General features: G+C 74.8%; 25 protein-coding genes. 23 read left to right on the top strand and 2 right to left on the bottom strand.

Annotated elements, in window-relative coordinates:
- Positions 1 to 10: 10 nt before the first annotated feature.
- The gene (locus AAG742_RS07105; RefSeq protein ID WP_343281958.1) at positions 11 to 1,351 is read right to left on the bottom strand and encodes a LysM peptidoglycan-binding domain-containing protein; all 1,341 of its coding nucleotides are present in this window, start codon (positions 1,349 to 1,351) and stop codon (positions 11 to 13) included.
- A gap of 269 nt (positions 1,352 to 1,620) precedes the next feature.
- Between AAG742_RS07105 and AAG742_RS07100 the strand changes: the two genes are divergently transcribed.
- Positions 1,621 to 2,019, top strand: coding sequence for an Rv2175c family DNA-binding protein (locus AAG742_RS07100; protein ID WP_343281957.1), 399 nt, complete (start codon positions 1,621 to 1,623; stop codon positions 2,017 to 2,019).
- 44 nt (positions 2,020 to 2,063) lie between these two features.
- Here AAG742_RS07100 and AAG742_RS07095 read toward each other — a convergent pair whose 3' ends face one another.
- The gene (locus tag AAG742_RS07095; protein ID WP_343281956.1) at positions 2,064 to 3,185 is read right to left on the bottom strand and encodes a polyprenyl synthetase family protein; all 1,122 of its coding nucleotides are present in this window, start codon (positions 3,183 to 3,185) and stop codon (positions 2,064 to 2,066) included.
- Between the two features lie 36 nt (positions 3,186 to 3,221).
- Between AAG742_RS07095 and dinB the strand changes: the two genes are divergently transcribed.
- The 22 genes from dinB to AAG742_RS06985 all read left to right on the top strand — a co-directional run bounded on the left by dinB (position 3,222) and on the right by AAG742_RS06985 (position 26,770).
- A complete protein-coding gene (gene dinB, locus AAG742_RS07090; protein ID WP_298985444.1) occupies positions 3,222 to 4,493 on the top strand; it encodes a DNA polymerase IV in 1,272 nt (423 codons plus the stop codon).
- 63 nt (positions 4,494 to 4,556) lie between these two features.
- On the top strand, positions 4,557 to 4,949 hold the full coding sequence (locus tag AAG742_RS07085) for a DUF3040 domain-containing protein (protein ID WP_343281955.1): 393 nt from the start codon (positions 4,557 to 4,559) through the stop codon (positions 4,947 to 4,949).
- 395 nt (positions 4,950 to 5,344) lie between these two features.
- A complete protein-coding gene (gene mraZ, locus AAG742_RS07080; RefSeq protein WP_248117707.1) occupies positions 5,345 to 5,776 on the top strand; it encodes a division/cell wall cluster transcriptional repressor MraZ in 432 nt (143 codons plus the stop codon).
- A 157-nt stretch (positions 5,777 to 5,933) separates the two neighbouring features.
- Positions 5,934 to 6,959 carry a 16S rRNA (cytosine(1402)-N(4))-methyltransferase RsmH gene (gene rsmH / locus AAG742_RS07075; RefSeq protein WP_298711310.1) on the top strand — a complete coding sequence of 342 codons (1,026 nt, stop codon included), beginning with the start codon at positions 5,934 to 5,936 and terminating at the stop codon, positions 6,957 to 6,959.
- A gap of 20 nt (positions 6,960 to 6,979) precedes the next feature.
- Positions 6,980 to 7,579 carry a hypothetical protein gene (locus tag AAG742_RS07070; RefSeq protein WP_298711307.1) on the top strand — a complete coding sequence of 200 codons (600 nt, stop codon included), beginning with the start codon at positions 6,980 to 6,982 and terminating at the stop codon, positions 7,577 to 7,579.
- Positions 7,579 to 9,402, top strand: a complete 1,824-nt coding sequence (locus AAG742_RS07065) for a penicillin-binding protein 2 (RefSeq protein WP_298711304.1) — start codon at positions 7,579 to 7,581, stop codon at positions 9,400 to 9,402. Before AAG742_RS07070 ends, AAG742_RS07065 begins: the two co-directional genes overlap by 1 nt.
- 38 nt (positions 9,403 to 9,440) lie before the next feature.
- The gene (locus AAG742_RS07060) at positions 9,441 to 11,183 is read left to right on the top strand and encodes a UDP-N-acetylmuramoyl-L-alanyl-D-glutamate--2,6-diaminopimelate ligase (protein ID WP_298711301.1); all 1,743 of its coding nucleotides are present in this window, start codon (positions 9,441 to 9,443) and stop codon (positions 11,181 to 11,183) included.
- On the top strand, positions 11,180 to 12,703 hold the full coding sequence (gene murF, locus AAG742_RS07055; protein ID WP_298711298.1) for a UDP-N-acetylmuramoyl-tripeptide--D-alanyl-D-alanine ligase: 1,524 nt from the start codon (positions 11,180 to 11,182) through the stop codon (positions 12,701 to 12,703). The genes AAG742_RS07060 and murF overlap by 4 nt, the downstream gene beginning before the upstream one ends.
- On the top strand, positions 12,700 to 13,827 hold the full coding sequence (gene mraY, locus AAG742_RS07050; RefSeq protein WP_298711296.1) for a phospho-N-acetylmuramoyl-pentapeptide-transferase: 1,128 nt from the start codon (positions 12,700 to 12,702) through the stop codon (positions 13,825 to 13,827). Before murF ends, mraY begins: the two co-directional genes overlap by 4 nt.
- A gap of 14 nt (positions 13,828 to 13,841) precedes the next feature.
- Complete coding sequence (gene murD / locus AAG742_RS07045) at positions 13,842 to 15,422, top strand: UDP-N-acetylmuramoyl-L-alanine--D-glutamate ligase (protein WP_298711422.1); 1,581 nt, start codon at positions 13,842 to 13,844, stop codon at positions 15,420 to 15,422.
- A 32-nt stretch (positions 15,423 to 15,454) separates the two neighbouring features.
- A complete protein-coding gene (gene ftsW, locus AAG742_RS07040) occupies positions 15,455 to 16,849 on the top strand; it encodes a putative lipid II flippase FtsW (protein WP_298711293.1) in 1,395 nt (464 codons plus the stop codon).
- Positions 16,849 to 17,982 carry an undecaprenyldiphospho-muramoylpentapeptide beta-N-acetylglucosaminyltransferase gene (gene murG, locus AAG742_RS07035; protein WP_298711290.1) on the top strand — a complete coding sequence of 378 codons (1,134 nt, stop codon included), beginning with the start codon at positions 16,849 to 16,851 and terminating at the stop codon, positions 17,980 to 17,982. Before ftsW ends, murG begins: the two co-directional genes overlap by 1 nt.
- Complete coding sequence (gene murC, locus AAG742_RS07030; RefSeq protein WP_298711287.1) at positions 17,979 to 19,463, top strand: UDP-N-acetylmuramate--L-alanine ligase; 1,485 nt, start codon at positions 17,979 to 17,981, stop codon at positions 19,461 to 19,463. Before murG ends, murC begins: the two co-directional genes overlap by 4 nt.
- Positions 19,460 to 20,242, top strand: coding sequence for an FtsQ-type POTRA domain-containing protein (locus tag AAG742_RS07025; protein WP_298711285.1), 783 nt, complete (start codon positions 19,460 to 19,462; stop codon positions 20,240 to 20,242). Before murC ends, AAG742_RS07025 begins: the two co-directional genes overlap by 4 nt.
- A 311-nt stretch (positions 20,243 to 20,553) precedes the next feature.
- Positions 20,554 to 21,813 (top strand): cell division protein FtsZ, encoded by a 1,260-nt coding sequence (gene ftsZ / locus AAG742_RS07020; RefSeq protein ID WP_298711282.1) that lies wholly within the window; start codon positions 20,554 to 20,556, stop codon positions 21,811 to 21,813.
- Positions 21,810 to 22,640 (top strand): polyphenol oxidase family protein, encoded by an 831-nt coding sequence (locus AAG742_RS07015; protein ID WP_298711280.1) that lies wholly within the window; start codon positions 21,810 to 21,812, stop codon positions 22,638 to 22,640. The genes ftsZ and AAG742_RS07015 overlap by 4 nt, the downstream gene beginning before the upstream one ends.
- Positions 22,641 to 22,689: 49 nt before the next feature.
- Positions 22,690 to 23,469, top strand: a complete 780-nt coding sequence (locus AAG742_RS07010; protein ID WP_298711419.1) for a YggS family pyridoxal phosphate-dependent enzyme — start codon at positions 22,690 to 22,692, stop codon at positions 23,467 to 23,469.
- 111 nt (positions 23,470 to 23,580) lie between these two features.
- Positions 23,581 to 24,201 (top strand): cell division protein SepF, encoded by a 621-nt coding sequence (gene sepF, locus AAG742_RS07005; protein ID WP_298711277.1) that lies wholly within the window; start codon positions 23,581 to 23,583, stop codon positions 24,199 to 24,201.
- Between the two features lie 7 nt (positions 24,202 to 24,208).
- Positions 24,209 to 24,499, top strand: coding sequence for a YggT family protein (locus AAG742_RS07000; RefSeq protein WP_298711274.1), 291 nt, complete (start codon positions 24,209 to 24,211; stop codon positions 24,497 to 24,499).
- 125 nt (positions 24,500 to 24,624) lie between these two features.
- Positions 24,625 to 25,254 (top strand): DivIVA domain-containing protein, encoded by a 630-nt coding sequence (locus AAG742_RS06995; protein WP_298711271.1) that lies wholly within the window; start codon positions 24,625 to 24,627, stop codon positions 25,252 to 25,254.
- A 74-nt stretch (positions 25,255 to 25,328) separates the two neighbouring features.
- Positions 25,329 to 25,787 (top strand): signal peptidase II, encoded by a 459-nt coding sequence (lspA, locus tag AAG742_RS06990; RefSeq protein WP_248117795.1) that lies wholly within the window; start codon positions 25,329 to 25,331, stop codon positions 25,785 to 25,787.
- 5 nt (positions 25,788 to 25,792) lie between these two features.
- A complete protein-coding gene (locus AAG742_RS06985; protein WP_298711268.1) occupies positions 25,793 to 26,770 on the top strand; it encodes an RluA family pseudouridine synthase in 978 nt (325 codons plus the stop codon).
- Positions 26,771 to 26,785 lie beyond the last annotated feature (15 nt).

Raw genomic sequence — 26,785 nt, 5'->3', positions numbered from 1 at the left:
CGGGCGCCGCTCAGAACATGGCCATCGCGGCCTTCACCTTGGCGATGTAGTCCACGGTGTCCGGGCGGGGGCCGTCGCGCAGCACGCCGCCGAGGCCCTGGTAGTAGGCGCCGATCCCCAGCTCGAGGGTGGGCGTGCGGGCCTGGATGTACTTGATGTACGCGATGCCTGCCGTCACGTTGTCGTACGGGTCCAGCAGGTTCAGCTTCCGGCCCACCAGCTGGGACGCGAACTCGCCCGTCACGGGGATGACCTGCATCGTGCCGATCGCGTTGGCGGGGGAGACCGCCCGCTGGTTGAAGCGCGACTCGGTGTACGCGTGGGCCAGGGCCAGGCGCGGGTCGACGCCCATCTTGGCGGCCGTCTCGCGGACGATCTGCTGCATCTGCTCGCGGGAGGGCACCGGCACGGACTGGAGCAGGCGGTAGTTCTCGTTGGCCGCGGCGGTCACGTGCGGCGGGTACGTGTAGTGCAGGAAGGTGTTGCCGATCGGCTGGACGTCCGAGACGGGCTGCGGGGCCACGGCGCCGTTGGAGATCACGAGCACCTGGCCGGGCCGCAGGATGGACTCCGCGGTGATCCTGTTCAGGCTGAGCAGCTGGGAGATGGAGACCTCGAAGCGCTGGGAGATGCCCCACAGGGTGTCGCCGGTGACCACGGTGTAGCGCACGGTGGACCCGGTGGTCGGCGCGGGGGCGGGCGTCGGGGTCGGCGCGGGGGCCGGGGCGGAGGCGGCCGCGCCGGTCTTCAGGACCATGCCGGGGTGGAGCATCGTGGAGGCGCTCATCCCGTTGAGGGACCACAGGGTGGACATGGAGACGCCGGTGCGCTCCGAGATGACCCACCAGCCGTCGCCGGGGCGCACGGTGTAGGTGCCGGACCCGGTGGTCGGCGCGGGGGCCGGGGTGGAGGCGGCCGCGCCGGTCTTCAGGACCATGCCGGGGTGGAGCATCGTGGAGGCGCTCATCCCGTTGAGGGACCACAGGGTGGACATGGAGACGCCGGTGCGCTCCGAGATGACCCACCAGCCGTCGCCGGGGCGCACGGTGTAGGTGCCGGACCCGGTGGTCGGCGCGGGGGCCGGGGTGGAGGCGGCCGCGCCGGTCTTCAGGACCATGCCGGGGTGGAGCATCGTGGAGGCGCTCATCCCGTTGAGGGACCACAGGGTGGACATGGAGACGCCGGTGCGCTCCGAGATGACCCACCAGCCGTCGCCGGGGCGCACGGTGTAGGTGGTCTCAGCGGCCTGGGACTGCGCCGGGACGGCGGCCAGGAGCATCAGGGGGACGGCTCCGCCGGCGAGTGCGGAGCGCAGGCGGCGGCGGGCGGGGGTGCGAGCGGAGAGGGGCACGGTGAGGACCTCGGATCCAGGGTCATGCGGGACATGGCGGTGGGGAAGCGCCGGGGGTTCCCCAGCAGTCGGGCGGAGTGGGGGAGCGTGAGCCCTCCCCGTCGTGCCGTGCGACCTCGTCGATGTTATCGGAACGTGATCTGATCTCCTATTCCCCATTGCTGAGGAATTTCTGTGCAGCTCGGACGTCAATTGTCACTCGCAGTTCACCCTGTATTCACCGTCACGGGGGCCCGGAGGCGTCCCGCGGCCGCGCGTACCCTTGACGCGTGACCATTCCTTCCTCAGACTCCCGCGTCCCCGCCGACGCCATCCCCGCCGAGCTCGATGCCCTCGTGGGCGAGTGGCTCGCGCTGCCCGACGTCGCCGAGCGGCTCGACGTCGTGGTGACGCGCGTGCACTCCCTCGTGAAGGACCGCCGCCTCATCGCCGTCCGTCGTCCCGATCCCGCGGTGCGCGCCGTCCCGGCGCTCTTCCTCGACGAGGAGGGGATCCTCGACTCCCTGCGCGGCACGCTCGTGCTCCTGCAGGACGCCGGGTACAACGACGCCGAGGCCCTGCGCTGGCTCTTCACACCGGACGAGTCCCTCCCTGGCCGCCCGATCGACGCGCTGCGCGGCGGACACAAGACCGAGGTGCGGCGGCGCGCGCAGGCACTCGCCTGGTGACGTCGGCCGGGTGAGCCCTCCCGTGGTGCCGCGCGCGCCCCACCTCAGGCGGAGCGGCGGGTGAACGCGTCGATCAGCCCGCTCACCGCAGAGCAGACCGCGTCCTCCACGCCCAGCCCCTCCCAGGCGGCGACCCCCGCGGTCGCCTCGGCGGAGAGCCGGTCGACGTCGGCCGCCACCGCGGCGCGCGCGCCGCACTCCTCCAGGCGGCGCTGCCAGTGGGCCACCCGGTCGTCCGCGAGGTCGGCGTCGCCCAGGTCGGCGTCCAGGGCCTCCGCCTCGGCGGGGTCGAGGAGCGCCGCGGCCCGCGCGATCAGGACCGTCCGCTTGCCCTCCCGCAGGTCGTCTCCACTCGGCTTGCCCGTGAGGGCAGGGTCGCCGAAGACGCCCAGCAGGTCGTCGTGATACTGGAAGGCCAGGCCGAACGGCAGCGAGACCGCCGCGAACGCCTCCAGGAGGGCGTCCTCGGCCCCGGCGAGCAGTGCGCCCAGGGCGAGGGGGTGCACGGCCGAGTAGCGGGCCGACTTGAACTCCACGACGGTGGCCGCGGAACGCACGGCCTCGGCGGGATCCGGGTCCGGGGGCGTCATCTCCGCGAGGACGTCCAGGTACTGGCCGGCCATCACCTCGAAGCGCATCCGCTCCATCTCCGCACGAGCCCGGCCCGCCCGCGGCGAGCCGGCGATCGCCTCGGCGAACGCCTCGTCGCTCAGGGCCAGGCACACGTCGCCGGCCAGGATGGCCGCGGAGACGCCGAAGTGCTCCGCCTCGTGACGCCATCCCGCCGCGCGGTGCGTCGCCTCGAAGTGCCGGTGCACGCTGGGCATGCCGCGGCGCGTGTCCGAGCGGTCCAGGATGTCGTCGTGGATGAGCGCCGCCGCCTGGAAGAGCTCGAAGGCGGCCCCTGCCGTCACGATGCGCGGGTCGGCCGGGTCCGCGCCGGCGGCGCGCCAGCCCAGCCAGCACAGCACGGCGCGCAGGCGCTTGCCGCCCGAGGTGAGCCGGGCGATGGCGTCCACCACCGGCACGGCCCCGGGGTGGATCGCCCGCGCGTCGTCCCGCCGTCGGTCCAGGATCTCCTCGAGCCGGGCCGCGACGGCGGCGCGGTGGGTGTCCGGCGAGGGCGCGTCGGCGGGGGAGGGGCTCAGGGTCGCGGCGTCGGGCATGCCCACACCCTAGCCGCCGGTCACTAGGCTCGACCCATGCCCGCACGCCCGTCCGATGCCGCCGCCGCACCCGTGCGGGAGGCCTCGATCCTGCACGTGGACATGGACGCCTTCTTCCTGTCCGTGGAGGTGCGGGAGCGGCCCGGGCTCCGGGGCCTGCCCGCGGCCGTCGCGTCCCCGATCGGGCGCTCCGTCGTCCTCTCCGCCTCGTACGAGGCGCGCGCGTACGGCGTCCGCTCCGCCATGCCGCTCGCCCACGCCAAGGCGCTGTGCCCCCCGCTCGCGGTGGTGGCCCCGCGGCAGGACGTCTACCGTGCGGTCTCGGCGGAGGTCATGGCGCTGCTGGGGAGCGTCACCCCGGTGATGGAGCAGCTCAGCGTGGACGAGGCGTTCCTGGACGTGGCCGGCGCCCGACGGCGGCTGGGACCGCCCGAGCGCATCGCCCGGCTCATCCGCCGTCGGGTGGCGGACGAGCTGGGCCTGCCCTGCACGGTGGGCGGGGCCGCCGTGAAGTTCGTGGCGAAGATGGCCTCCACCGCCGCGAAGCCGGACGGGCTGCTGATCGTCCCGCCCGAGCGCACCCTCGCCTTCCTCCACCCCCGGCCCGTGGGGCACCTGTGGGGCGTGGGCCCGGTGATGGCGGGACGGCTCGAGACCCGGGGGATCGCCACGATCGGCGACCTCGCGCGGACCGACCCCGAGCGGCTGCGCGGGTGGTTCGGCGCCGCCGGCGCGGCCTGGTCCGAGCTCGCCCGCGGCCGGGATCCCCGCCCGGTGGCCCCGCGCGCGGCGGCGCGCACGGTGGGCGCCGACCACACCTTCGACGTCGACCCCACCGACGGGGAGGCGGTGGCCCTCGAGCTGCTGCGTCTCGGCCACCGGGTCGCGGCGCGGCTGCGCGCCGACGGCGTGGAGGCCGCGGGGGTGACGGTGCGCCTGAAGGACCCCCGCGGCCTGGTGCGCGCCCGCACCGCACGGCTGCCGAGGCCGAGCGCGGCCGCCCACGACCTCGTGGCCGCGGGCCGGCGGCTGGCCGACGAGCTGCTGGCAGAACGCCGTCACCCCGTCCGTCTCGTGGGACTGCGGGCCGAGCGCCTGACAGCAGCGGGGGAGCCCGTCCTCGAGCAGGACGCGCTCTTCCCCGCCGAGGGTGAGGAGCCGGCGGCCTCGTCGTCGGCCTGGACGGAGGCCGAGACCGCCGCCGACGCCGTCGCCCGGCGCTTCCCGGGGGCGGCCGTCCGTCCGGCGTCGCTGCTGCCGGCCCCGCGGCCGGACTCGCGCGGGGCTCCTGGCACGCCCGTCCGGTGAGCACTATCCTGGTCTGACCCGGCGCCCCGTGCGCCCGCGTCCGCGGCCTCACGGACGACGCCTGTGATCGAAGGAGCGGGAGTGCCTCTCTCGGAGCACGAACAGCGCATGCTGGACCAGCTGGAGCGCCAGCTCAACGACGAGGACCCACGCCTCGCCACCCAGCTCGCGGAGACGTCGCGACCCGCCCTCCCGGTGCGTCGCATCGTGCTGGGGGCGGTGCTCGGCGTCGTCGGCCTGCTCGTCATCCTGGCGGGCGTGTCCACCCACCTCCTCCTCGTCGGCGTGCTGGGAACGCTCCTGCTGGGCGCCGGGATCCTGGTGCTCACGGCACGGAGGCCGGCCCAGGCCGCCCGCCCCGGGCGCTCCGGGCGTCCGACCCCGGACGCCGGGCGGGGCGAGTTCATGTCCCGCCTCGAGCAGCGCTGGGACGAGCGCCGGCGCCGCGAGCCGTGACCGCACCGGCGCGCTGAGCCCGCCGGTGCGGGAGATCCGGTCCGTCCTCGCGCCGCCCCGTCCCCACTCTCCTCCACCAGACCCCTCCACTTTCCTCCTCCACCGCCTCCTCGGCCCTCCATCGGCCCCGATCCCGCCCCGGGATCGGGGCCGGCGGCGTCCTGGGGCTCATCGGCGTGTCCCGGAGTGGGCGGCTCTCCACCGCCCCCCACCCGCCGACGACCGCGGGATTCCGCGGAGGTGAGCGGCGTCATCGGGCCGACGGGAAACGCCGCGCCGACGCGGTGGGAGGAGGGGGTTGTCGGTGGGGGAAAGTGGGGTAAAGTGGAGCACAGGAGAGAGCAGTGGTCCCGACTCTGGTCGGGAGGGACCACTCGGCGAGTCAGGGGGGTGCCATGTTCCTCGGGACCTACACCCCCCGGCTCGACGAGAAGTTCCGGCTGATCCTCCCCGCGAAGTTCCGTGAGGAGCTGTCCGAGGGACTCGTCCTGACGCGCGGGCAGGAGCGGTGCCTCTACGTCTTCAGCGCCCGTGAGTTCGAGAGGGTCCACGAGCAGATGAGGGCGGCTCCGCTGTCCTCCCGCCAAGCCCGTGACTACATCCGCGTCTTCCTCTCGGGAGCGTCGGACGAGGTCCCGGACAAGCAGGGCCGCGTGACCGTGCCCGCTCCGCTGCGCCAGTACGCGGGGCTGGACCGGGACGTGACCGTGATCGGCGCGGGGACCCGGGTCGAGATCTGGGACACCGCGTCCTGGAACGAGTACCTGGCGGAGCAGGAGGCCGCGTTCTCCGAGACCGACGAGGACGTCCTCCCCGGCGTGTTCTGACCACCGACTCACCGACTTCCCCCGCGTGAGACCTCCACCCGACGTCGCCGCACCTGACCCGCCTTCCCCTGGGCCAGGCACGGCGACGGACGGATGGGGATCCCGCCCGAGGGACCATGTCCCACCGATGGATGAGAGCAGGAGCAGGAGGTCGCCCATGGACGCCGACGCCCCCCTCTCGGACCGCTCCGCGGATTCCGCCCCCCGCCCCGAGGACCGCCACGTCCCCGTCATGCGCGACCGTGTGGTCGACCTGCTCGCCCCCGCCGTCCAGGCCGCCGTCGGCGCCGGGCGCGTCCCCGTCGCGATCGACGGCACGCTGGGCATGGGCGGGCACACGCAGGCCCTGCTCCGCCGTTTTCCCACGCTGCGCGTGATCGGGATCGACCGCGACCCCCACGCCCTGCGCATGGCGCAGGAGCGCCTCGGGGAGCTCGCAGAGCGCCTCGTCCCCCACCACGGCACCTACGACGAGGTGCCCGAGGCCATGGATGCCGCCGGCGTGAGGCGCGTGGACGCGGCCCTCTACGACCTCGGCGTCTCCTCCTACCAGCTGGACGACCGGGAGCGGGGCTTCGCGTACTCCTACGACGCGCCGCTCGACATGCGCATGGACACCACCGCAGAGCGCTCGGCCGCGACGCTGGTGGCGGACCTGGACGAGGACGAGCTGCGTCGCATCATCCGACGCGACGGCGAGGAGCGGTTCGCCGGGCCGATCGCCGCGGCGATCGTGCGCGCCCGTGACGAGGCCCCCATCGAGACCACGGGCCGCCTCGTGGACGTCATCCGGGATGTCGTGCCCGTCTCCGCCGGCGCCAAGGGCGGCCACCCGGCCAAGCGCACCTTCCAGGCCCTGCGGATCGCGGTGAACGAGGAGCTCGACATCCTCGACGCCGCCGTGCCGGCCGTCCTGGACGCCCTCGCCGTGGGAGGCCGCCTCGTCGTGATGAGCTACCACTCGCTCGAGGACCGGATCGCCAAACGGCACCTGAGCGCCTGGGCCACCTCGACCGCGCCGCCCGGGTTCCCCGTGGTCCTGGAGGAGCACGAGCCCGTGGTGCGCATGCTGACCCGCGGCACCGAGAAGCCCACTTCCAGGGAAATCGCTGAGAACCGCCGCGCCTCCTCCGCGAAAGTGCGTGCGGTTGAGAAGATCAGGGCGACGAGGACACCGCAATGACGGCGTATGAGGAGTTGGGCATGAGCGCACAGGCGCGGATCGAGACCACGCTGCACCCGGTCTCGCCCTACGAGGCGGTCCCGCCGCGGGCCCCCGAGCCGCGCACCCCCCTCTCCGTCGTCCCCGCCCCGCTGCCGCGCTCCGGACCGGGGCTCGTCGTGTTCTGCGTGAGCCTGCTGGTCGCGGCCCTCGCGGCCGTCCTCGTGCTCAACATCACGCTCTCCAACCGTCAGTACGCCCTGCTCGAGCTGCGCGCAGAGCAGCAGACCCTGATGCAGACCAACGAGCGCCTGGCCGAGCAGGTGGGCTACCTCGAAGCACCCCAGAACCTCGCCGCGCGCGCCGACGCCCTCGGCATGGTGCCCCCCGCCGGCACCGCGGCCCTGGACGCCTCCACCGGAGAGTTCTCCGGCGAGGCCGTCGGGGCGGGCACCGGCAGCGTCTCGGCCGCCTTCGTCGCCCCGCCCGCCGGCGCTGACGCGGCGGGCCCCGCGGACGCCGAGGGCCGCATCCCCGCGCCGCGCACGGGGGCCGGCGCGGCCGACCCGGCAGCGGCCGCCCCTGCCTCCGGCGAGCCGTCTGCGCCCGCCGCAGGCCAGCCGGGGCCCTCCGTCGACTGATGACGCGTTCCGCCCCCCACCCCGCCCACGGCGGGTCTCGGGTCCTCTCCGCGCCCGGACTGCCCACCGTCCGCACCCGAGCCGCCCTGCTGGTGGTGTTGGGACTCCTCGCCGCCCTCGCGCTTCGCCTCCTCTTCGTGCAGGGCGTGGACCCCACGGGCCAGGCCGCCAGGGCCATGGACGAGAGGCTGCGCACCCAGACGCTCGAGCCCGAGCGCGGGTCCATCCTCGACCGCGACGGCGACGTCCTCGCCGCCAGCGTCCGCCGCTACGACATCGTGGTGGACCAGCGCCTCGTCAAGGACTTCGACGAGTGGGACCGGGAGAGTGGCGGGGAGAAGCGGGTGAGCGTGGACGAGCGGCTCCGGGAGCTCGCCGGGGTGCTGGAGCTCTCCGAGGAGGAGGTGCGCCGCTCCACCCTCGGCGACCGTCCCTACGCGGTGGTCAAGCGCTCCGTCACCCCCGAGGTCCGTGAGCGGGCGCTCGCCGTCCGCGTGCCCGGCGTCCTGGCCGATCCGGTGGACCGTCGGACCTATCCGAACGGGGCGGTGGCCGGCAGCGTCGTGGGCTTCATGGGCGGCGACGGCGAACCCCTCGAGGGCCTCGAGCTCAGCCAGGACGCCGTCATGTCCGGCACGGAGGGCACGCGCACCTTCGAAGTGGGCGCGGACGGCATCCGCATCCCCAACGCGGAGTACGAGGAGACACCCGCGGTGGACGGTGCGGACCTGCGCCTCACGCTGGACAAGGACGCCCAGTGGTTTGCGCAGGAGCAGATGGGCGCCCTCGCGGCCCAGCACCAGGCGGAGTGGGCGAACGCCGTCGTGATGGACGCCCGCACCGGCGACGTGCTGGCCATGGCCGACTCCACCACGGTCGACCCGGCGGAGCCGGACGCCACCGACGCCCGCTTCCGCACGCCCACCACGCTCACCACGCCGTACGAGCCGGGGTCCACGGGCAAGGCCCTCACGCTGGCTGCGGCCCTCGACGCCGGCGTGGTCGAGCCGGAGGACGCCTTCACCGTCCCCAACCGGATGGACTTCCACGGCCAGACGATCAGCGACGCCGGGCGGCACCCGACCTTCGACATGACGGCGGCGGGCATCTTCGCGCGCTCGTACAACACGGGCACGGTCCAGATCGCGGAGCGGCTCACGGACCAGCAGCGGTACGACGCGATGCGCGCCTTCGGGATCGGCCAGCCGATCCCGCTCGGCCTTCCCGCGCCCGCGACGTCCGTGCTCGTCCCGCCCTCCGCGTGGGACGGCCGCCAGCGCCTCGTCACGGCCTTCGGGCAGGGCTACACGCAGACCACCCTGCACACCGCCCAGATGTACCAGGCCCTCGCCAACGGCGGCATGCTCATGCCCGCGCGGCTGATCGACGCGGCCGTCGACGCGGACGGGGCGGAGCGGCGCTGGGAGGACGGGCGCACGCCGCGCCGCGTGGTCTCCGAGGACACCGCGGCAGAGATGCTACGCATGATGGAGACGGTGATCACCCAGGGGACGAGCAAGGCCGCCGCGATCCCCGGGTACCGCGTGGGCGGCAAGTCCTCCACCGCCGAGGCCGCCGGACAGACCGGGCGCTACGACGGGTACAACTACGGCTTCACGGCGGTGGCGCCGCTGGACGACCCGCGCTTCGTGGTCTCGGTGTCCCTGCACCGCCCCACGGCAGGCGGCAGCTCGAAGGTGGCCGCGGAGGCCGCCGCGCGGATCATGGAGCACATGCTGCGCCAGGCCAACGTCCCCGCCACCGGGGCGGACCCCCACGACTACCGTGTGTTCGTGGACGACCCGCAGGAGCGCCCGTGGTGACGCGAGGACAGACAGTGACGAGCACGGAGGAGCACCCCATGACGCAGACGCCCGGACCCGAGGCGCCGCTGAGCCCGGCGGAGCAGGACGGGGCGTTCCGACCCGCGCACGTGGACCCGCTGCCGTGGGACGCCCTCCTGAGCGCTCTCGAGACCGCCGGGCAGCCTGCCCGCGTGCACGGCGAGGCGCCCGCCGCGGGCCTCACGGGGGCGTCCCTCGACTCACGGGTCGTCCGCCCCGGCGACCTCTACATCGCCCTGCCCGGTGCGCGTGCCCACGGCGCCGCGTTCGCGGGGGCCGCCCTCGACGCGGGCGCCCGCGCCGTTCTCACCGACGCCGCCGGCGTGCGGCTGCTGGCCGAGGCCGGTCGCGACGCCGTGCCCGTCCTGGACGTGGAGTCAGTGCGCACCGCCGCCGGCGTGGCGGCGGCGGCGGTCTACGGCCGGGGCCTGGATGCGGGGCCCCGACTGGTGGGCGTGACGGGCACGAACGGCAAGACCACCACGAGCTTCCTCGCCGCCGCGCTGCTCGAGGCGCTCGGGCGCCGCAGCGGGATCATCGGCACCATCCTCACCCGCGCGGGGGAGCGCACGGTGCCCTCCACCCTCACCACCCCGGAGTCCACCCAGCTGCACGCCCTCATGGCGCTCATGCGTGAGGAGGGCGTGGACACCACGGTCATGGAGGTCTCCTCGCACGCCGTCTCCTACCGGCGCATCGCGGGGCTGCGGTACGCCGTGGCCGGCTTCACGAACCTCACGCAGGACCACCTGGACCTGCACGGCTCCATGGACGAGTACTTCGCGGCCAAGGCCGGGCTCTTCGACGCCGACCGCACGGACCGCGCCGTCATCACCGTCGACGGCGGCGAGGGCCCCCGCTGGGGCCTGTCCATGGCACGGGCCGCGCAGGCGCCCGTGACCACGCTCGCGCTCGGCCCCGCGGCCCCCGTGCCCGGCGCGCTCGCCGAGGAGGACCCGGACTTCCGCGCGGACTGGGCGATCACGGAGCTGACGCCGGACGGCCTCGGCCACCGGTTCACCCTGCACCACGCCGCGTCGGGGCGGGTCCTGCGGGCCTCCGTGGGCCTGCCCGGGCGCTTCAACGCGGCCAACGCCGCGCTCGCGGCCCTCCTGGTGCTGCACGCCGTCGGGGAGGACCAGCTGGACGCGCTCGAGGCCGTGCTGGACGTCCCGGCGGGGGAGGGCCCGTTCGCCGCGGCCGTCCCCGGCCGCATGGAGGTCGTGGGGCGCGAGCCGGACGCCGTGGTGGACTTCGCCCACAACCCCGACGGCATGGTCCAGGCGCTCACCTCCCTCTCGGACGCCCGCGCGGCCGGCGGCCGGACGGGGCGCACGCTCATCGTCTTCGGCGCCACGGGCGACCGCGACGTCACGAAGCGTCCGCTCATGGGGCGGATCGCCGTCGACCACGCCGACGTCGTGATCGTCACGGACGACACGCCCCACTCGGAGGACCCCGCGCCCATCCGCGGCGCCGTGCTCGCGGGTGCCCGCGAGCAGGCCGCCCGTGCGGCGGCCGAGGGCCGCACGGTGCTCGTGGAGGAGGTCGTCCCGCGCGCCGCGGCGATTCGGCGGGCCGTGGAGCTCGCGGGGGACGCGGACGGCATCCTCGTGGCCGGCCGCGGCCACGAGACGGAGCAGGACTTCGACGGCGTGGCCGTGCCGCTGGACGACCGCGTCGAGCTGCGCTCCGCGCTGGCCGAGCGCACGAGGGGCCGGTCGCAGGCGTCCTCCGGGGGTAAGGTCGACCCGTCATGATCGCTCTCACCGCCGCCCAGATCGCCGACGCCGTCTCCGGCGCGCTCACCGCCGCCCTCGACCCCGAGACCGTGCTCGTGCACGCCACCCCGGACTCCCGGCAGGTGGAGGGGGCCGGCACGCTCTACATCGCGAAGCCGGGGGAGAGCGCCGACGGCCACGACTTCATCGACGAGGCCCTCGCCGCCGGCGCCTCCGCGGTGCTGGCCGAGCGCGTCACCCACGCCCCCGACGGCGCGGAGCATCCCGCGATCGTCGTGCCGGATGCGGTGCTCGCGATGGGCGCCCTCGCCCGCGAGGTGATCCGCCGCATCCGCGCGCACTCCGAGACCACCGTCGTCGGGATCACCGGCTCGGCCGGCAAGACCACGACGAAGGACCTGCTGGCGGCCCTGCTGTCCACGCAGGGCCCCACCGTCGCCCCCGTCGGATCCTTCAACGGCGAGGTCGGCGTGCCGCTGACGGCCTTCCGCGCCGAGCTGGACACGCGCTTCCTGATCGTGGAGATGGGGGCCGACCACGTCGGCAACATCGCCTATCTGTGCGACATCGTGCAGCCGGACGTCGGCGTGGTGCTCATGGTGGGCACCGCCCACGCGGGCAGCTTCGGCGGGGTGGAGAACATCGCCACGACGAAGGGCGAGCTCGTCGAGGCGCTGGCCGCCGACGGCGTCGCGATCCTCAACCGGGACGACCCGAAGGTCGCCGCGATGGCCTCCCGCACCCAGGCCCCCGTCACCTGGTTCTCCGCCGACGAGGACGCCCTCGCCACCGTGGCCGAGGACGTCGCCGCGGGCCGCGCCGCCGCCCTCGTGGCCGCCCGCGACCTGCGCATGGACGCGGAGGAGCGTCCCGAGTTCGACCTCCAGGTCGGCGCCGACCTCGACGCGCCCCGCCACCCGGTCCGCTCGGGCCTGACGGGCGCCCACCACGCCTCCAACGCTCTCGCGGCGGCCGCGGCCGCCCACGCCGCGGGCATGGAGCCCGCCGAGATCGCCCGCGTCCTCGACGGGCTCGGCCCCACGAGCCGCTTCCGCATGGAGCGCACGGACCGCGCGGACGGCGTCACGGTCATCAACGACGCGTACAACGCCAACCCCGAGTCCATGCGCGCCGCCCTGCGGACCCTGGCCACGCTCGGCCGCTCCACGGGGCGCCGCACGTGGGCCGTCCTCGGCGAGATGCTCGAGCTGGGCGACGCCCGCGTGCGCGAGCACACCCTCGTGGGCGAGTCCGTCGTGCGCCTGAACATCGCCCAGCTGCTCGTGGTCGGCGCCGGCGCGCGCCCCCTCTACCTCGCCGCCCTCAACGAGGGCAGCTGGGGCGAGGAGGCCCACTTCGTGGACGACGCCGCGCAGGCCGAGGCGTTCCTCGCCGCGCGCCTCGAGCCCGGCGACATCGTGCTCGTGAAGTCCTCGAACGGGGTCGGTCTGGCCGCCCTCGGCGAGCGGCTCGCGACCGCGGACGTCGACCCCTCCGCCTCCCCCTCCGTCCCGTCTCTCAAGGAGCCCCGCCCGTGATCGGCCTTCTCGTCGGTGGCCTCCTCGGCCTGATCCTCTCGATCGTCGGCACCCCCCTGTTCATCCGGTTCCTCGTGCGGAAGGGGTACGGCCAGTTCATCCGTGACGACGGTCCCACCACGCACAAGACCAAGCGCGGCACGCCCACCATGGGCGGCGCCGTGATCATCGGGGCGCTCGTGCTCGGCTACCTCCTCACGCACGCGGTGCTCGCCCTGATCGGCAGCCCCATGGCCGGCCCCACGGCGTCGGGCCTGATCCTGCTGTTCCTGACCGTCGGCATGGCGTTCGTGGGCTTCGTGGACGACTTCACGAAGATCACGAAGCAGCAGTCCCTCGGCCTCACGGCGCGCGGCAAGATCATCCTGCAGGCGCTGATCGGCACCGCGTTCGCGCTGCTGGCCCTGAACTTCCGCGACGAGCGGGGCCTCACCCCCGCCTCCACCGCGGTCTCCTTCGTGCGCGACGTGCCGTGGCTCGACCTCGCCTTCGCCGGCCCCGTGCTGGCCGTGGTGCTGTTCGTGATCTGGTCCAACCTCATCACCACCGCCACCACGAACGCGGTGAACCTCACGGACGGCCTGGACGGCCTGGCCACGGGCGCGACCGCCATGGCGACCGGCGCGTACGTGCTCATGTCCCTGTTCCAGGCGAGCCAGCACTGCGGGCTCGGCGGAGCGCCCGGGTGCTACGAGGTCCGCGACCCCATGGACCTCGCCCTGCTGGCCGCCGTGCTCACCGGCGCGCTGCTCGGCTTCCTGTGGTGGAACACCTCGCCGGCCAAGATCTTCATGGGCGACACCGGCTCCCTCGGCCTCGGCGGCGCCCTCGCCGGCTTCGCGATCTTCACGCGCACCGAGATCCTCGTGGTGCTGCTCGCCGGCCTCATGGTGGCCATCACCCTCTCCGTGATCATCCAGGTGGGCTGGTTCAAGATCTCCGGCGGCAAGCGCGTGTTCCTCATGGCGCCGCTGCAGCACCACTTCGAGCTGAAGGGCTGGGCCGAGGTCACCGTGGTGGTCCGGTTCTGGCTCGTGGCGCTGATGTGCGTCATCGCCGCCCTCGCCGTCTTCTACGGCGAGTGGCTGCTCGCCCAGGGCGGCCTCGCCGGGGTGACCCCGTGAGCGTCGTCGAGGGGATGGGCCCCGTGCTGAGCCCCCGTGCGGACACCCCCCGCACGGAGTCCCTGCACGGGTGGGACGCGCCGGGCTGGCGCGGCCTGCGCGTCGTGGTCACCGGGCTGGGCGTCAGCGGATTCTCCGTGGCGGACACGCTGGCCGAGCTCGGCGCCGTCGTGACGGTGGTGGACGGCAACGACGGCCCGGAGAACCAGGCCCGCGCGGAGACCCTGCGCATCGTCGGCGTCTCCGAGGTGCTCCTCGACGCCGAGGCGACCCGCTCCCTGCCCGCCGTGGCCGGGGAGCCGGCGGACCTCGTCGTGACCTCCCCGGGCTGGCGCCCGGACCAGCCGCTGCTCATGGAGGCGCACGCCGCCGGCCTGCCGATCTGGTCGGACATCGAGCTGGCCTGGCGCGTGCGGGAGCGGCCCGGCCGCCCGACCGCCGAGTGGGTCTGCCTCACGGGCACCAACGGCAAGACGACCACCGTGACGATGGTCGAGGCCATCCTGCGCGCCGACGGGCGCCGCGCGATCGCGTGCGGCAACGTGGGCACGCCCGTGCTCGACGCCGTCCGCGACCCCGAGGGCTTCGACGTCCTCGCCCTCGAGCTCTCGAGCTTCCAGCTGCACTGGACGCACAGCCTCGCCCCGGCCGCCGCCGCCGTGCTCAACCTCGCCGAGGACCACGTCGACTGGCACGGCTCCCTGGAGGCCTACGCCGCGGACAAGGGCAAGGTCTATCAGAACGCTCGCGTGGCCTGTGTCTACAACGAGGCCGACGCCCTGACGCGCACCCTCGTGGAGCGCGCGGACGTGCAGGAGGGCTGCCGCGCAATCGCCTTCACCACGGGCACCCCCGGGCTGTCCACGGTGGGCATGGTGGACGGCATCCTCGTGGACCGCGCCTTCACCGAGAACCGCCGGCACGAGGCCGTCGCCCTCGCCGCGCGCTCCGACCTGGGCACCGTCGCCCCGAAGCACACGGTGGCGAACGCCGCGGCCGCCGCCGCGCTCACCCGTGCCGTGGGCGTGAGCCCCGAGGCCGTCGCGGAGGGCCTGCGCGGCTACGACCGCGGCGAGCACCGCATCCAGCTCGTGGCCACCTCCCGCGACGTGATGTGGGTGAACGACTCCAAGGCCACGAACCCCCACGCCGCCGACGCCTCCCTGGCCGCGTTCACATCGATCGTCTGGCTCGCGGGCGGACTGCCCAAGGGCGTGACCTTCGACGAGCTCGTGAGCACGCACGCGAGGCGGCTGCGCGCCGTGGTCCTGCTCGGCACGGACACCTCCGTGCTGCGCGCGGCCCTCGCGGCCCACGCCCCGGACGTGCCCGTCCACGCGCCGCTGGCGGCCGCCGACGGCGCCGGATCGCCGGACGGCCCGGCCGTCATGGCCGAGGCCGTGCGGCTCGCGGACAGGCTCGCCCGGCCGGGGGACACCGTCCTCATGGCGCCGGCCGCGGCGTCCATGGACCAGTTCCGCTCGTACGCCGAGCGCGGAGACAGCTTCATCGCCTCCGTCGCGGCCCTGATGCAGGAGCACGGCTGGGACGTGGACGGCGAGGGCCCCGGCCCCGACGCCCCGGACCCGTCCTGACCACCCGACCGACCGCCACCCCGAGGAGCACCATGCCGCACACCGCACCGAGCCGCCCGGCGGCGACGCGCGGAGCGCACGGCGCCCCGGGCCGTCTTGCCCGCCCCGGCAGCCCGATGACCCGGGTCTGGGCGGGCCTGGAGGGCGCCCGCGCCCTGGACCTCTCCGCGTTCCTGATCGGGACCAGCGCGGCCCTCCTGACCGTGCTGGGCCTCGTGATGGTCCTCTCCTCGTCCTCGGTCGAGGCCATCGGCACCGGCGGAGGCTCCTACGACCTGTTCCTGCGCCAGCTCATGTGGGCCGGCGTGGGCGTGGCCGTGCTCATCGGGTTCTCCCTCACGCCCCTGCGGGTGCTGAAGGCGCTGGCGTGGCCGGCGATCGGCATGGCGATCCTGCTCCTGGTGCTCGTGGCCTTCACCCCGCTGGGCGTGGAGGTCGGCGGCAACCGCAACTGGCTCGGCATCGGCGGCTTCCGGATGCAGCCCTCGGAGGCGGCCAAGCTCGCCCTCGCGCTGTGGAGCGGGGCCGTGCTGGAACGCAAGGCCCGCCTCATCTCCCACGTCAAGCACGCGCTGCTGCCCGTGCTCCCCATGGCCGCGCTCCTGATCGGCCTCGTGCTCGCCGGCCGGGACCTCGGCACCGCCCTCATCCTCGCCCTCGTCCTCATGACCGTCCTCTTCGTGGCCGGCACCCACCGGGGGGTGTTCCTCGTCTCCGGAGCCGTGGTGACGGTGGGGGCGATCCTGATGACCGTGTTCGCCCAGCACCGCATGGTGCGCGTGCAGGCGTGGCGCGGGATCTGCGACTTCCCCACGGACCCGTGCTTCCAGCCGGACCACGGCATGTTCGCGCTCGCCTCGGGCGGCTGGTGGGGGGTGGGCCTCGGCCAGTCCCGCCAGAAGTGGAGCTACATCCCGGAGGCGGAGAACGACTTCATCTTCACCATCCTGGGCGAGGAGCTCGGCCTCGTCGGCACCCTCGCCGTGATCCTGGCGTTCGCCGCCCTGGCCGTCGGCATGTACCGCGTGGCCGCCCGCACCACGTCCACGTTCATCCGCCTGACCACGTGGGGGATCCTCGCGTGGCTCGTGGGACAGGCCTTCGTGAACATCGCCATGGTCTCCGGGATGATCCCCGTGGTGGGCGTGCCCCTGCCGTTCATCTCCTACGGCGGCTCGGCGCTCACGCTGTCCCTGGCCGCGGTGGGCGTGGTCCTCTCCTTCGCCCGCCACGAGCGCCAGCGCGCCGCAGAGCTGCGGGCACTGGCCCACGACGACGACGGCGCCGCCGGCCTCGACGACGGGCCGGCGGCCGACGCCGTGCCGGACGCCCGGCCCGCCTCCCGGGCGCACACCGACTCGGCGGAGCCGGAGACCGATCCCATCCCGCTCGTCCCTTCCCCCACCCGTGCACCGCAGGAGTCCTGATGCCGCAGATCCCCGAGACCGACCGTCCGCTCCGCGTCGTCCTGGCCGGCGGCGGCACCGCCGGCCACATCTCGCCCATGCTCGCCATCGCCCGTGCCCTGGGGGCGGACCAGGGGCAGGCCCCCGCCGTGTGCACCATGGTGGGCACCGCCTCCGGCATGGAGACCCGCCTGGTTCCCGAGGCCGGCTTCGAGCTGGACCTCATCGACCGCGTCCCCATGCCCCGACGCCCCTCGATGGACGTCGTCCGCTTTCCGGGGCGCTTCCGCGCGGCCATCGGCGCGGCGAGCCGCATCCTCGCCGAGCGGGAGGCGGACGTGCTCGTGGGCGTGGGCGGCTACGTCGCCACGCCGATGTACCTCGCCGCCCAGCGGGCCGGCATCCCGTACGTGGTCCACGAGGCCAACGCGAAGCCGGGGCTGGCCAACCGCCTCGGCGCCCGCCGGGCCTCGCGCGTCGGCACCGCCCTGCCCCAGACCCGCCTGCCGCGCGCGGAGTGGGTCGGGATGCCCATGCGCCCGGAGATCTCAGGCCTCGACCGCAGCGCCGCACGGGCCGCCGCCCGCGCCGAGCTCGACCTGGACCCGGAGCGCACCACCGTGGTGGTGACCGGAGGCAGCTCCGGTGCGCTGGCCGTGAACCGCACCGTGCGCGAGTCGCTGGACGACCTCCTCGGAGCGGGCCTGCAGGTCTTCCACCTCACGGGCCGAGGCAAGGAGCTCACCGACGACGCCGGCCACCGGGTCCAGCGCGACGGCTACGTCCAGCGCGAGTTCCTGAGCGGCATGGAGCAGGCCTACGCCGCCGCCGACCTCATGGTCGCCCGCTCCGGCGCCGGCACGGTGTGCGAGGTCTCGGCGGTGGGGCTGCCCGCCGTGTTCGTCCCGCTGCCCGTGGGCAACGGCGAGCAGGCGCTCAACGCCGGGCCCGTGGTGGAGGCCGGCGGCGCCCTCCTCGTGCGCGACGACATGTTCCGCGCGGACTGGGTCCGACGCGAGCTGATCCCCCTGGCCACCGACCCCGCGCGCCTGTCCGCGATGGCGGAGGCCTCCGCGCGCCTGGGCGTGCGGGACGCGGACGTGACGATGGCCGGCCTCGTGCGCGCGGCGGCCCAGGAAGGAGCACGGCGATGAGCCACCAGACCACCCCCGCATCCGAGGGGCGCTTCGCCGACCTCGGCCGCGTCCACCTGCTCGGGATCGGCGGCGTCGGCGTCTCCGGCGTCGCGCGCATCCTCCAGGACCAGGGCGTCGCGATCTCCGGGTCGGACGCCAAGGACCTGCCCGTCATGCGCGAGCTCGCCGCGGGCGGGGCCCGCATCACGGTGGGCTACGCGGCCGAGCACGTGGGGGAGGACGTCACCACCGTGATCGCCTCCTCGATCGCCGGCCCGGGCAACCCGGAGCACGACGCCGCCGTGGAGCGCGGCCTGCGCGTGCTGCACCGCTCGGAGGGCCTCGCCCTCGCCATGGCGGGGCACCGGGTGCTCGCCGTCGCCGGCACCCACGGCAAGACCACGACCTCGTCCATGGCGGCGATGGCCTTCTCCTCCGCGGGCTGGGACCCGACGTTCGCCGTCGGCGCCGCCGTCGCCGGGCTCGGCACGAACGCCCAGGCCGGCCGGGGCGAGTGGTTCATCGCGGAGGCCGACGAGTCCGACGGCACGCTCGTGAACTACCCCAGCACGATCGCCGTGGTCACCACCGTGGAGGCCGACCACCTGGACCACTACGGCACGGAGGAGGCGGTGCACCAGGTGTTCCGCGACTTCGCGGCCGGGCTGCCGGCCGCCGCGGACGGCGGAGCACTCGTGGCGTGCCTGGACGACGACGGCGCGGCCGCCCTGGCCGCGTGGGTGCGGGTCCACACCGCGGCGCGGGTCCTCACCTACGGCTCCGCCGAGCGCGACGGAGTGCGTCCGGACCTGCTGGTCTCGGACCTCACGGTGGAGCCGGGGGAGTCGGGGGTGGGCCAGCGCGCCCGCTTCACGCTCGCCGACGGGACCTCCGCGGAGGTCCGGCTGCTGGTGCCGGGACGCCACAACGCCCTGAACGCGGCGGCCGTGGCGCTCGCCGCCGTCGAGGCCGGCATGGCGTTCGAGGACGCCGTGCGCGGCCTCGAGGCCTTCCGAGGCACCGCCCGGCGCTTCGAGTTCCGCGGCGCCGGCCGTGGCGTGCGCGTCTTCGACGACTATGCGCACCACCCCACCGAGGTGGCGGCCGCCGTCTCGGCGGCCCGTGCGGTGGCGGACGGGCACCGCGTGCACGTGCTCTTCCAGCCGCACCTGTTCTCCCGGACGCGCGAGTTCGCCGCCGAGTTCGCCTCGGCGCTCTCCGGAGCGGACGTCGTGCGCGTGCTGCCCGTGTACGCGGCCCGCGAGCAGCCGATGGAGGGGGTGGACTCCTCGCTCATCGCGTCCCGCCTGACCACCGCCGACCCGGCAGACCGGGCCGTGGCGGAGGACCGCGCCGCCGCCGTGGCCCAGCTGGCCCGCGGTGCGGCGGACGGCGACGTGATCCTCACGATGGGCGCGGGCGACGTCACCGCCCATGGCGCCGACCTCGTGGCGGCCCTGGCCGACGACGCGGGCACGGCGTCCTCCCCCGCCTCGTGAGCGAGCGGCCGGGCCGTCCGCTGCCTCCCGTGGGGGACGCCGGGTCCACGGTGGTCCGCTTCCCCGGGCGCAGCGCCCGCCAGCGCCGGGCCGCCCGCTGGGCGATCGGCGCCGGCGTTGCCGCGCTCCTGGCCCTCGTCGCCTGGATCCTGTTCTTGTCTCCCGTCCTCGCGGTCGACCGCGTGTCGGTGACCGGCACGCGGCTGGTGGACCGGGCCGACGTCGAGCGTCGTCTCGAGCCGCTGCGGGGCGAGCCGCTGCCGCGCATCGGGACGGGCCGGGTGGAGGGCCTGCTCGCGGACGTCCCGGGCATCGCCGAGGTGCGCTCCGTGGCCCAGCCGCCCACCGGTGTGGAGGTGGTCGTGCGCGAGGAGACCCCCGTGGCGCGGAAGGAGGCGGGGGACGGGGTCGACGTGCTGCTCGCGGACGGCTCCGTCCTGTCCGGCATCGCGGACGAGGCGCCCGGGGTCGGCGCGCTGCCCTCCATGGCGGATCCCCTGCCCGGCGGGGACGAGGCGGTGCGCGCCGAGGCGGCCCGCGTCCTCACCACGCTGCCGGACGCGGTCCGCTCCCGCGTGGAGACGGTGGGCGCGGGCGCGCCCGGGCAGGTGAGGCTCGGGCTCGACGGCGGCACGGTCCTCGTGTGGGGAGACGACTCGCACGCCGACCTCAAGGGGGATGTCGTCGAGGCCTTCCTGGACGAGGACGGCGGCGGCCCGGACCTGCGCCGTGTGAAGGAGCTGGACGTCTCGGTCCCGGAGCGGCCGATCACCCGCTGACGCGGCTTCCCGAGGGCGACGGGGTCTCAAGGTGAAAGTGAAGCTGAAGGTTGTGCGCGGCGGGCCGGCGCCCCCGGTCGACCTGCTCCGACGAGGACCTGAAGTTCGACTCTCATGTGAAGGTTGAACAACGACACGCGCGAGCCCCGCCGTGATGCGGATTTCTTTGCGCTGGCCGCGCCCGTGCCAGTACGGTGGTCCTGAACGCGCGTGAGCGGCATCATTCAAGCTGAGCTTGAAGGCGGCTCGTCAAGGGGTCCGTACCCCGTCGGGCGTGGACATCGCGATTCCGAGCAAAGGGACTGAACACCGTGGCTGCACCCCAGAACTACCTGGCCGTCATCAAGGTCGTCGGCATCGGCGGCGGCGGCGTCAACGCCGTGAACCGCATGATCGAGGTGGGGCTCCGCGGCGTGGAGTTCATCGCGATCAACACGGACGCACAGGCGCTCCTGATGTCCGACGCGGACGTGAAGCTGGACGTGGGCCGCGAGCTCACCCGCGGCCTCGGTGCCGGCGCGAACCCCGAGGTGGGCCGCCAGGCCGCCGAGGACCACGCCGATGAGATCGAGGAGGTCCTGCGCGGGGCGGACATGGTCTTCGTGACCGCCGGAGAGGGCGGCGGCACCGGCACCGGCGGCGCCCCCGTGGTGGCCCGCATCGCCCGCTCGCTCGGGGCGCTGACCATCGGCGTCGTGACCCGCCCGTTCACCTTCGAGGGCCGCCGCCGCGCGGGCTCCGCGGAGAACGGCATCGACGCGCTGCGGGACGAGGTCGACACCCTGATCGTCATCCCGAACGACCGCCTGCTCTCCATCTCGGACCGCAACGTCTCCGTCATGGACGCGTTCCGTCAGGCGGACCAGGTCCTGCTCTCCGGCGTGCAGGGCATCACCGACCTCATCACCACCCCCGGCCTGATCAACCTCGACTTCGCGGACGTGAAGTCCGTGATGCAGGGCGCGGGCTCGGCGCTCATGGGCATCGGCCACGCGCAGGGCGAGGACCGTGCCGTCAAGGCCGCCGAGCTCGCCATCGCCTCCCCGCTGCTCGAGGCCTCGATCGACGGCGCCTACGGCGTGCTGCTCTCCATCCAGGGCGGCTCCGATCTCGGCCTGTTCGAGATCAACGAGGCCGCGCGCCTCGTCCAGGAGGTCGCGCACCCCGAGGCCAACATCATCTTCGGCGCCGTGATCGACGACGCCCTGGGCGACGAGGTCCGCGTCACCGTGATCGCCGCCGGGTTCGACCAGGTGGACGCCACCTCCGCCCCGCAGGCCTACCAGCAGCCCGCCCCGCAGGCGCAGTCCTCCTCCTACCAGCAGGCGCAGCAGCTGCCGCAGCAGCGCGAGGCCCCGTCCACGCAGCAGCAGCAGGCCCCGCAGCAGTCGGCTCCGCAGGGATACACCCAGCAGCAGCCGCAGCGTGCCGCGGTGCCGGGCACGGTCCCGACGCAGTCCGGCCAGCAGGGCCAGCAGCAGTCCCGCCCGCGTCCCGAGCTGCCCACCGTCGTCGAGCCCGACCTGGGCGCCGGCTCGTCCGACCTGGACGTGCCGGACTTCCTGAAGTGACCGCCTCGAAGGGGCCGGAGGGGACCGTCGTGGGCCGCTCCGGCCCCTTCGTGCACCGTGTGGACCTCCCGGCAGACGGCCGGGGGAGCGCGGTGCACGTGGCGTGGACGTCCGTGGACGCGGGCAGCCTCGCCTTCCACGTCCTGGACTCGGACGCCCCCGCCGCACGCGCGGACGTCTCGGCGGCGCGCCGCGCCCTCGAGGCGGAGATGGGCGTGACGCCCGGGTCCACCGTCTACCTCGACCAGGTCCACTCGGCGGACGTGGTGTGGGCCGAGGGCCGCGGCTGGGAGCACGACGCCCCCGTGACCGCCGACGCCGCGGTGAGCCGCGACGGGACCCGTCCCCTCGCCGTCATGGTGGCCGACTGCCTCCCGGTGGTCCTCATGGACGAGCGCACGGGCGCCACCGCGGTCGCGCACGCGGGCCGGCGCGGCCTGCTGGGCGGCGTCCTGGAGAACACGCATGCGCGCCTCCTCTCCCTCCGCCCGGCCGAGGACCGGGAGGCCCCGGGGATCCGCGCGTGGATCGGTCCCGGCGTGTGCGGGAACTGCTACGAGGTCCCCCCGCAGATGTGCGCCGACGCGGCCGAGCGGATCCCCGCCGTCGCCTCGCGCACCTCGTGGGGCACCCCCGCGCTCGACCTGCCGGCCGGCGCCGAGGCCGTCCTCGCGTCCCTGGGTGCCGCCGTGGAGCGCGTCCGGGCGTGCACCCTCGAGGACGATCGGCTCTTCTCCCACCGGCGGGCGCCGGGCCGAGGCCGGTTCGCCGGGCTCGTGTGGCGCACCCCCGCGGACGCGTCCACCGGGGAGGCGCAGCGTGGCTGAGCGCCCCGCCGGCACCTGCACCCCCGATGCCGGCACCGGGGACGTCCCCATCGACGGCGACGGTGCCGCCGATGCCCGCGCCGCTGAGCTGGCCGCCGCGCTGGACGCCGTCCGTGCGCGCATCGCGCGGGCCGCGGCCGAGGCCGGACGCGCCGACGTGCCCGAGCTGATCGTGGTGACCAAGACCCACCCGGCCGCCGACGTCGCCCGGCTGGCGCGCCTCGGCGTGCGTGACGTGGGGGAGAACCGCGACCAGGAGGCCCGGCCCAAGGCGGCCGAGGTCGCCGAGGCGCTCGGCGCCGACGCCCCGCGGTGGCACTTCATCGGCCAGCTGCAGACCAACAAGGCCAAGCTCGTCGTGCGGTACGCGAGCGCCGTGCACTCCGTGGACCGCGTCGAGCTCGCGGACGCGCTCTCCCGCGCCGTGGTGCTGCGGCGCGAGCGGGAGGACGGGGGAGCGGACGGAGTGCCCGACCTCGAGTGCCTCGTCCAGGTGGACGTGGACCCGCGGTCCGACGACGAGCGCCCGGAGGGCATCGGACCGCGCGGGGGGGCGTCCCCCGAGGACGCCTCCGCGATCGCCGAGCGGATCGCCGCCGTCGAGGGGCTCGCCCTGCGCGGGCTCATGTGCGTGGCCCCGCGCGGACTCGACGCGGAGGAGTCCTTCCGCCGCCTGGCCCGTCTCGGCCGCGACCTGCGGGCGGCCCACCCCGAGGCCGACCGGCTCTCGATGGGCATGAGCGGGGACCTCGAGGCCGCCGTGCGTGCGGGGGCGACACACGTCCGGATCGGCTCGGACGTCCTCGGCGCGCGCGGCGCCGTGGGATAACGTGGGGAGGGCATGCCCGCGAGGCGGGCGACACCCCGCGCCCCGTGCGCGGGCGACGAACGACGGCGATCCGCGCCCCGGCGGATCGCAGGACGTGGTGAAGGAAGAGTCATGGCTGGCGCACTGAAGAAGACGATGATCTACCTCGGTCTCGCCGACGGCGAGGAGTACGAGGAGCACGAGCGCACCGCCGCTCCGCGCGAGGAGGCCTCCCGCCGCGACGTGGTGGAGGCTCGCCGTGCCCCGGTGTCGGACGAGGCTCCCGCAGTTGAGGAGGCTCCCGCGCGTGTGGAGCCGCCCGCCCACGCCGCCGGCTCCACCGCCGCCCCCGTGGTGTCCGAGCCCACCGAGGTCCGGCGGGCCGCGCGGCCCGAGCCGGCGGACCAGGGCTACCGGGCTCCCGTCACCCCCATCAAGCGAGCCGCCGCCTCGTCGGCCGAAGGAGCCCCCGTGCGCACCCTCTCCACCGTCCACCCCCGCTCCTACGACGACGCCAAGGCGATCGGCGAGGCGTTCCGCACCGGCATGCCGGTGATCATGAACGTCACGGAGCTCGGGGAGAACGAGGCCAAGCGCCTCGTGGACTTCGCCGCGGGCCTCGTGTTCGGCCTGCACGGCTCGATCGCGCGCATCACGAACAAGGTCTTCCTCCTGACCCCCGCCACGGTCGAGGTCGTGGGCGCGGACACCGCAGAGTCGGCCGAGGCCGACGCGCCGTATGACGCCAACTGAGGCTGCCGTGGACCTGCTGCTCGCCCTCGTCTACCTCGCGCTCACGCTCGTGATCGCGGCCCTCACGGTCCGCATCGTGTTCGACGTGACCGAGTCCTTCGCCCGCTCGTGGCGGCCCTCGGGTGCCGTCCTCGTCGTGGCGAGCGGCATCTACGCGGTCACGGATCCCCTCCTGGACACCGCGCGGCGGCGCATTCCGCCGGTGCGGCTCGGCGGCGTCAGCCTCGACGTGGCCTTCCTGGTGGTCTTCATGGCCGTGGTGCTGCTGCGCGTCCTGGTGCTCGCCCTCGCCCGCTGACCCCCGGAGTCGCCGCGGCACCCGGTGGTATCGTGCGGTGACGACCTGAGGCGCGCGCAGTCGGCCGCGCCCACCACCGCGGGCCGTGCCGGTGCTCGGCGCGCGCGAGAGAAGGGTGCCCCTCCGTGGCTCTGACCTGGGAAGACGTGCTCAACAAGCAGTTCCAGCACACCAAGTTCCGGGAGGGGTACGACCAGGACGAGGTCGACGACTTCCTCGACGCGGTCGCGGAGGAGCTCAAGCGCCTGCACGCCGAGATCGAGCGGCTGCGCGCGGGCGGGGCCGTCGAGGCCCCCGAGGCGGGCGTCTCGTTCGCGCCCGGCGACGCCCCCGCGCAGGAGCGCCCGGAGCTCGTGCTGGCCGCCGGCGAGGCGGAGGCCGCGGCTCTCGAGGCCGAGGAGACGGCCGCACCCGCCGCGTCCGACGGGCCTGCTCAGGCCGGCTCCTCGGCGGCCGCCGTGCTCGCCATGGCCCAGCGGCTGCACGACGAGCACGTGGCCGACGGCGAGCAGCGCCGCGCCGCGCTCATCGCCGAGGCCGAGGCCACGGCCGCCGAGGTGCTCGGCCAGGCCGAGGAGACCAAGGCAGCGACCCTCGCGGAGCTGGCCTCCCAGCGCTCCGAGCTGGAGTCCGAGGTCGAGCGGCTGCGCGGCTTCGAGACCGACTACCGCCTCCGCCTGACCGCCTACATCGAGGGGCAGCTGCGCGAGATCCGATCCCAGGAGCGGGTGGAGCCCCGCGGGGAGACCGCGTGAGCACAGCGCTCGACGGGGCCGGGGACGGCACCCCCCGCGCGGCGGTCTCCGGCCGCCGCGCCGTCGGCGTCGCCCTGACCCTCGCCGTGCTCGCCTACGCGCTCGACCAGCTGAGCAAGCTGTGGGTCGAGCGCACCATGGAGCTCGGCGAGTCGATCGTCGTGATCCCGGGCCTGCTGCGGTGGCACTACATCCTGAACCCGGGCGCGGCCTTCTCGATCGGGGAGGGGCACACCTGGGTCTTCACCCTCATCCAGGCCGTGGTCGCCGTGGTCGCGCTCGTGCAGATCGCCCGCGTGCGCTCGCTGCCGTGGGCGCTCGCCCTGGGCGGCCTGGCCGGCGGCGTGCTCGGCAACCTCACGGACCGGCTGTTCCGGCCGCCGTCGTTCGGCCAGGGCCACGTGGTGGACATGATCTCCGTGCCCCGCTTCGCGGTCTTCAACGTGGCCGACTCCTTCATCGTGTGCTCCATGATCCTCGTGTGCCTGCTGCTGGTGACCGGCCGCCGGCTCGACGGCACCCGCGAGGCGTGAGCGGCATGGGCGCAGGCGTGCGGCGCGTGGAGGTCACGGCCGAGCAGGCGGGCAGGCGCGCCGACGCCGTCCTCACGGAGGCCCTCGGCGTGTCCCGCGCACGCCTGGCGGACTGGTTCGCGCGCGGGCTCGTCCGCGCCGAGACGCGCGGCGGGCGTCGGGACCGGGTGCTCGCCAAGTCGGCCAGGGCGGTGCCGGGGGAGACCCTGGCCGTGGACCTGCCGAACGATCCCGATCCGCTGGAAGTGAGGGCAGAGGCCGTGGACGAGATGACCGTGCTGCACGAGGACGAGCACCTGCTCGCCGTGGACAAGCCGACCGGCGTGGCGGCCCATCCCTCGCCGGGCTGGAACGGGCCCACCGTGGTCGGCGGCCTCGCGGGCCTGGGCTACGACATCACCACCTCGGGGGCGCCGGAGCGCCAGGGGATCGTGCACCGGCTCGACGTCGGCACCACCGGTGTGATGGTGGTGGCCAAGACGGAGCGCGCGTACGCCGCCCTGAAGGACCAGTTCCGCGAGCGCGTGCCGCACAAGGTCTACCACGCGGTGGTGCAGGGGATCCCGGACCCGCTTGCGGGCACGATCGACGCCCCGATCGGCCGCCACCCGGGGCACCAGTGGAAGTTCGCCGTGCTCGAGGGCGGACGGCCCTCCGTGACGCACTACGAGACCCTCGAGGTCTTCGGCCGCGCCACGCTGCTACAGGTGCACCTCGAGACCGGGCGCACGCACCAGATCCGCGTCCACACCTCCGCGCTGCGGCACCCGTGCGTGGGCGACCTCACCTACGGCGCCGACCCGCGCCTGGCCGCCGAGCTGGGGCTCACGCGGCAGTGGCTCCACGCCCACCACCTCTCCTTCCCGCACCCCGTCACGGGGGAGCCCGTGAGCATCACCTCGCCCTACCCGGACGACCTCGCCCACGCGCTGGCGGCGCTGCGCGGCGACGACGCCGCCGACGCCGCGGGCGAACGGGACTGACCGCCGGGGACCGGA

Source organism: Micrococcus sp. 2A, assembly GCF_039519235.1.
In the GTDB taxonomy this organism is placed as follows: domain Bacteria; phylum Actinomycetota; class Actinomycetes; order Actinomycetales; family Micrococcaceae; genus Micrococcus.
This window is presented reverse-complemented; position numbering and strand designations above follow the sequence as displayed.

Coding starts and splice junctions, on each gene's coding strand:
- mraZ (WP_248117707.1), top strand. CDS start 5,345: ATGTTCCTCGGGACCTACACCCCCCGGCTCGACGAGAAGTTCCGGCTG.
- murF (WP_298711298.1), top strand. CDS start 11,180: ATGATCGCTCTCACCGCCGCCCAGATCGCCGACGCCGTCTCCGGCGCG.
- ftsW (WP_298711293.1), top strand. CDS start 15,455: ATGCCGCACACCGCACCGAGCCGCCCGGCGGCGACGCGCGGAGCGCAC.
- murC (WP_298711287.1), top strand. CDS start 17,979: ATGAGCCACCAGACCACCCCCGCATCCGAGGGGCGCTTCGCCGACCTC.
- AAG742_RS07095 (WP_343281956.1), bottom strand. CDS start 3,185: ATGCCCGACGCCGCGACCCTGAGCCCCTCCCCCGCCGACGCGCCCTCG.
- murD (WP_298711422.1), top strand. CDS start 13,842: ATGGGCCCCGTGCTGAGCCCCCGTGCGGACACCCCCCGCACGGAGTCC.
- AAG742_RS07065 (WP_298711304.1), top strand. CDS start 7,579: ATGACGCGTTCCGCCCCCCACCCCGCCCACGGCGGGTCTCGGGTCCTC.
- rsmH (WP_298711310.1), top strand. CDS start 5,934: ATGGACGCCGACGCCCCCCTCTCGGACCGCTCCGCGGATTCCGCCCCC.
- dinB (WP_298985444.1), top strand. CDS start 3,222: ATGCCCGCACGCCCGTCCGATGCCGCCGCCGCACCCGTGCGGGAGGCC.
- AAG742_RS07060 (WP_298711301.1), top strand. CDS start 9,441: ATGACGCAGACGCCCGGACCCGAGGCGCCGCTGAGCCCGGCGGAGCAG.
- murG (WP_298711290.1), top strand. CDS start 16,849: ATGCCGCAGATCCCCGAGACCGACCGTCCGCTCCGCGTCGTCCTGGCC.
- AAG742_RS06985 (WP_298711268.1), top strand. CDS start 25,793: ATGGGCGCAGGCGTGCGGCGCGTGGAGGTCACGGCCGAGCAGGCGGGC.
- AAG742_RS07070 (WP_298711307.1), top strand. CDS start 6,980: ATGAGCGCACAGGCGCGGATCGAGACCACGCTGCACCCGGTCTCGCCC.
- sepF (WP_298711277.1), top strand. CDS start 23,581: ATGGCTGGCGCACTGAAGAAGACGATGATCTACCTCGGTCTCGCCGAC.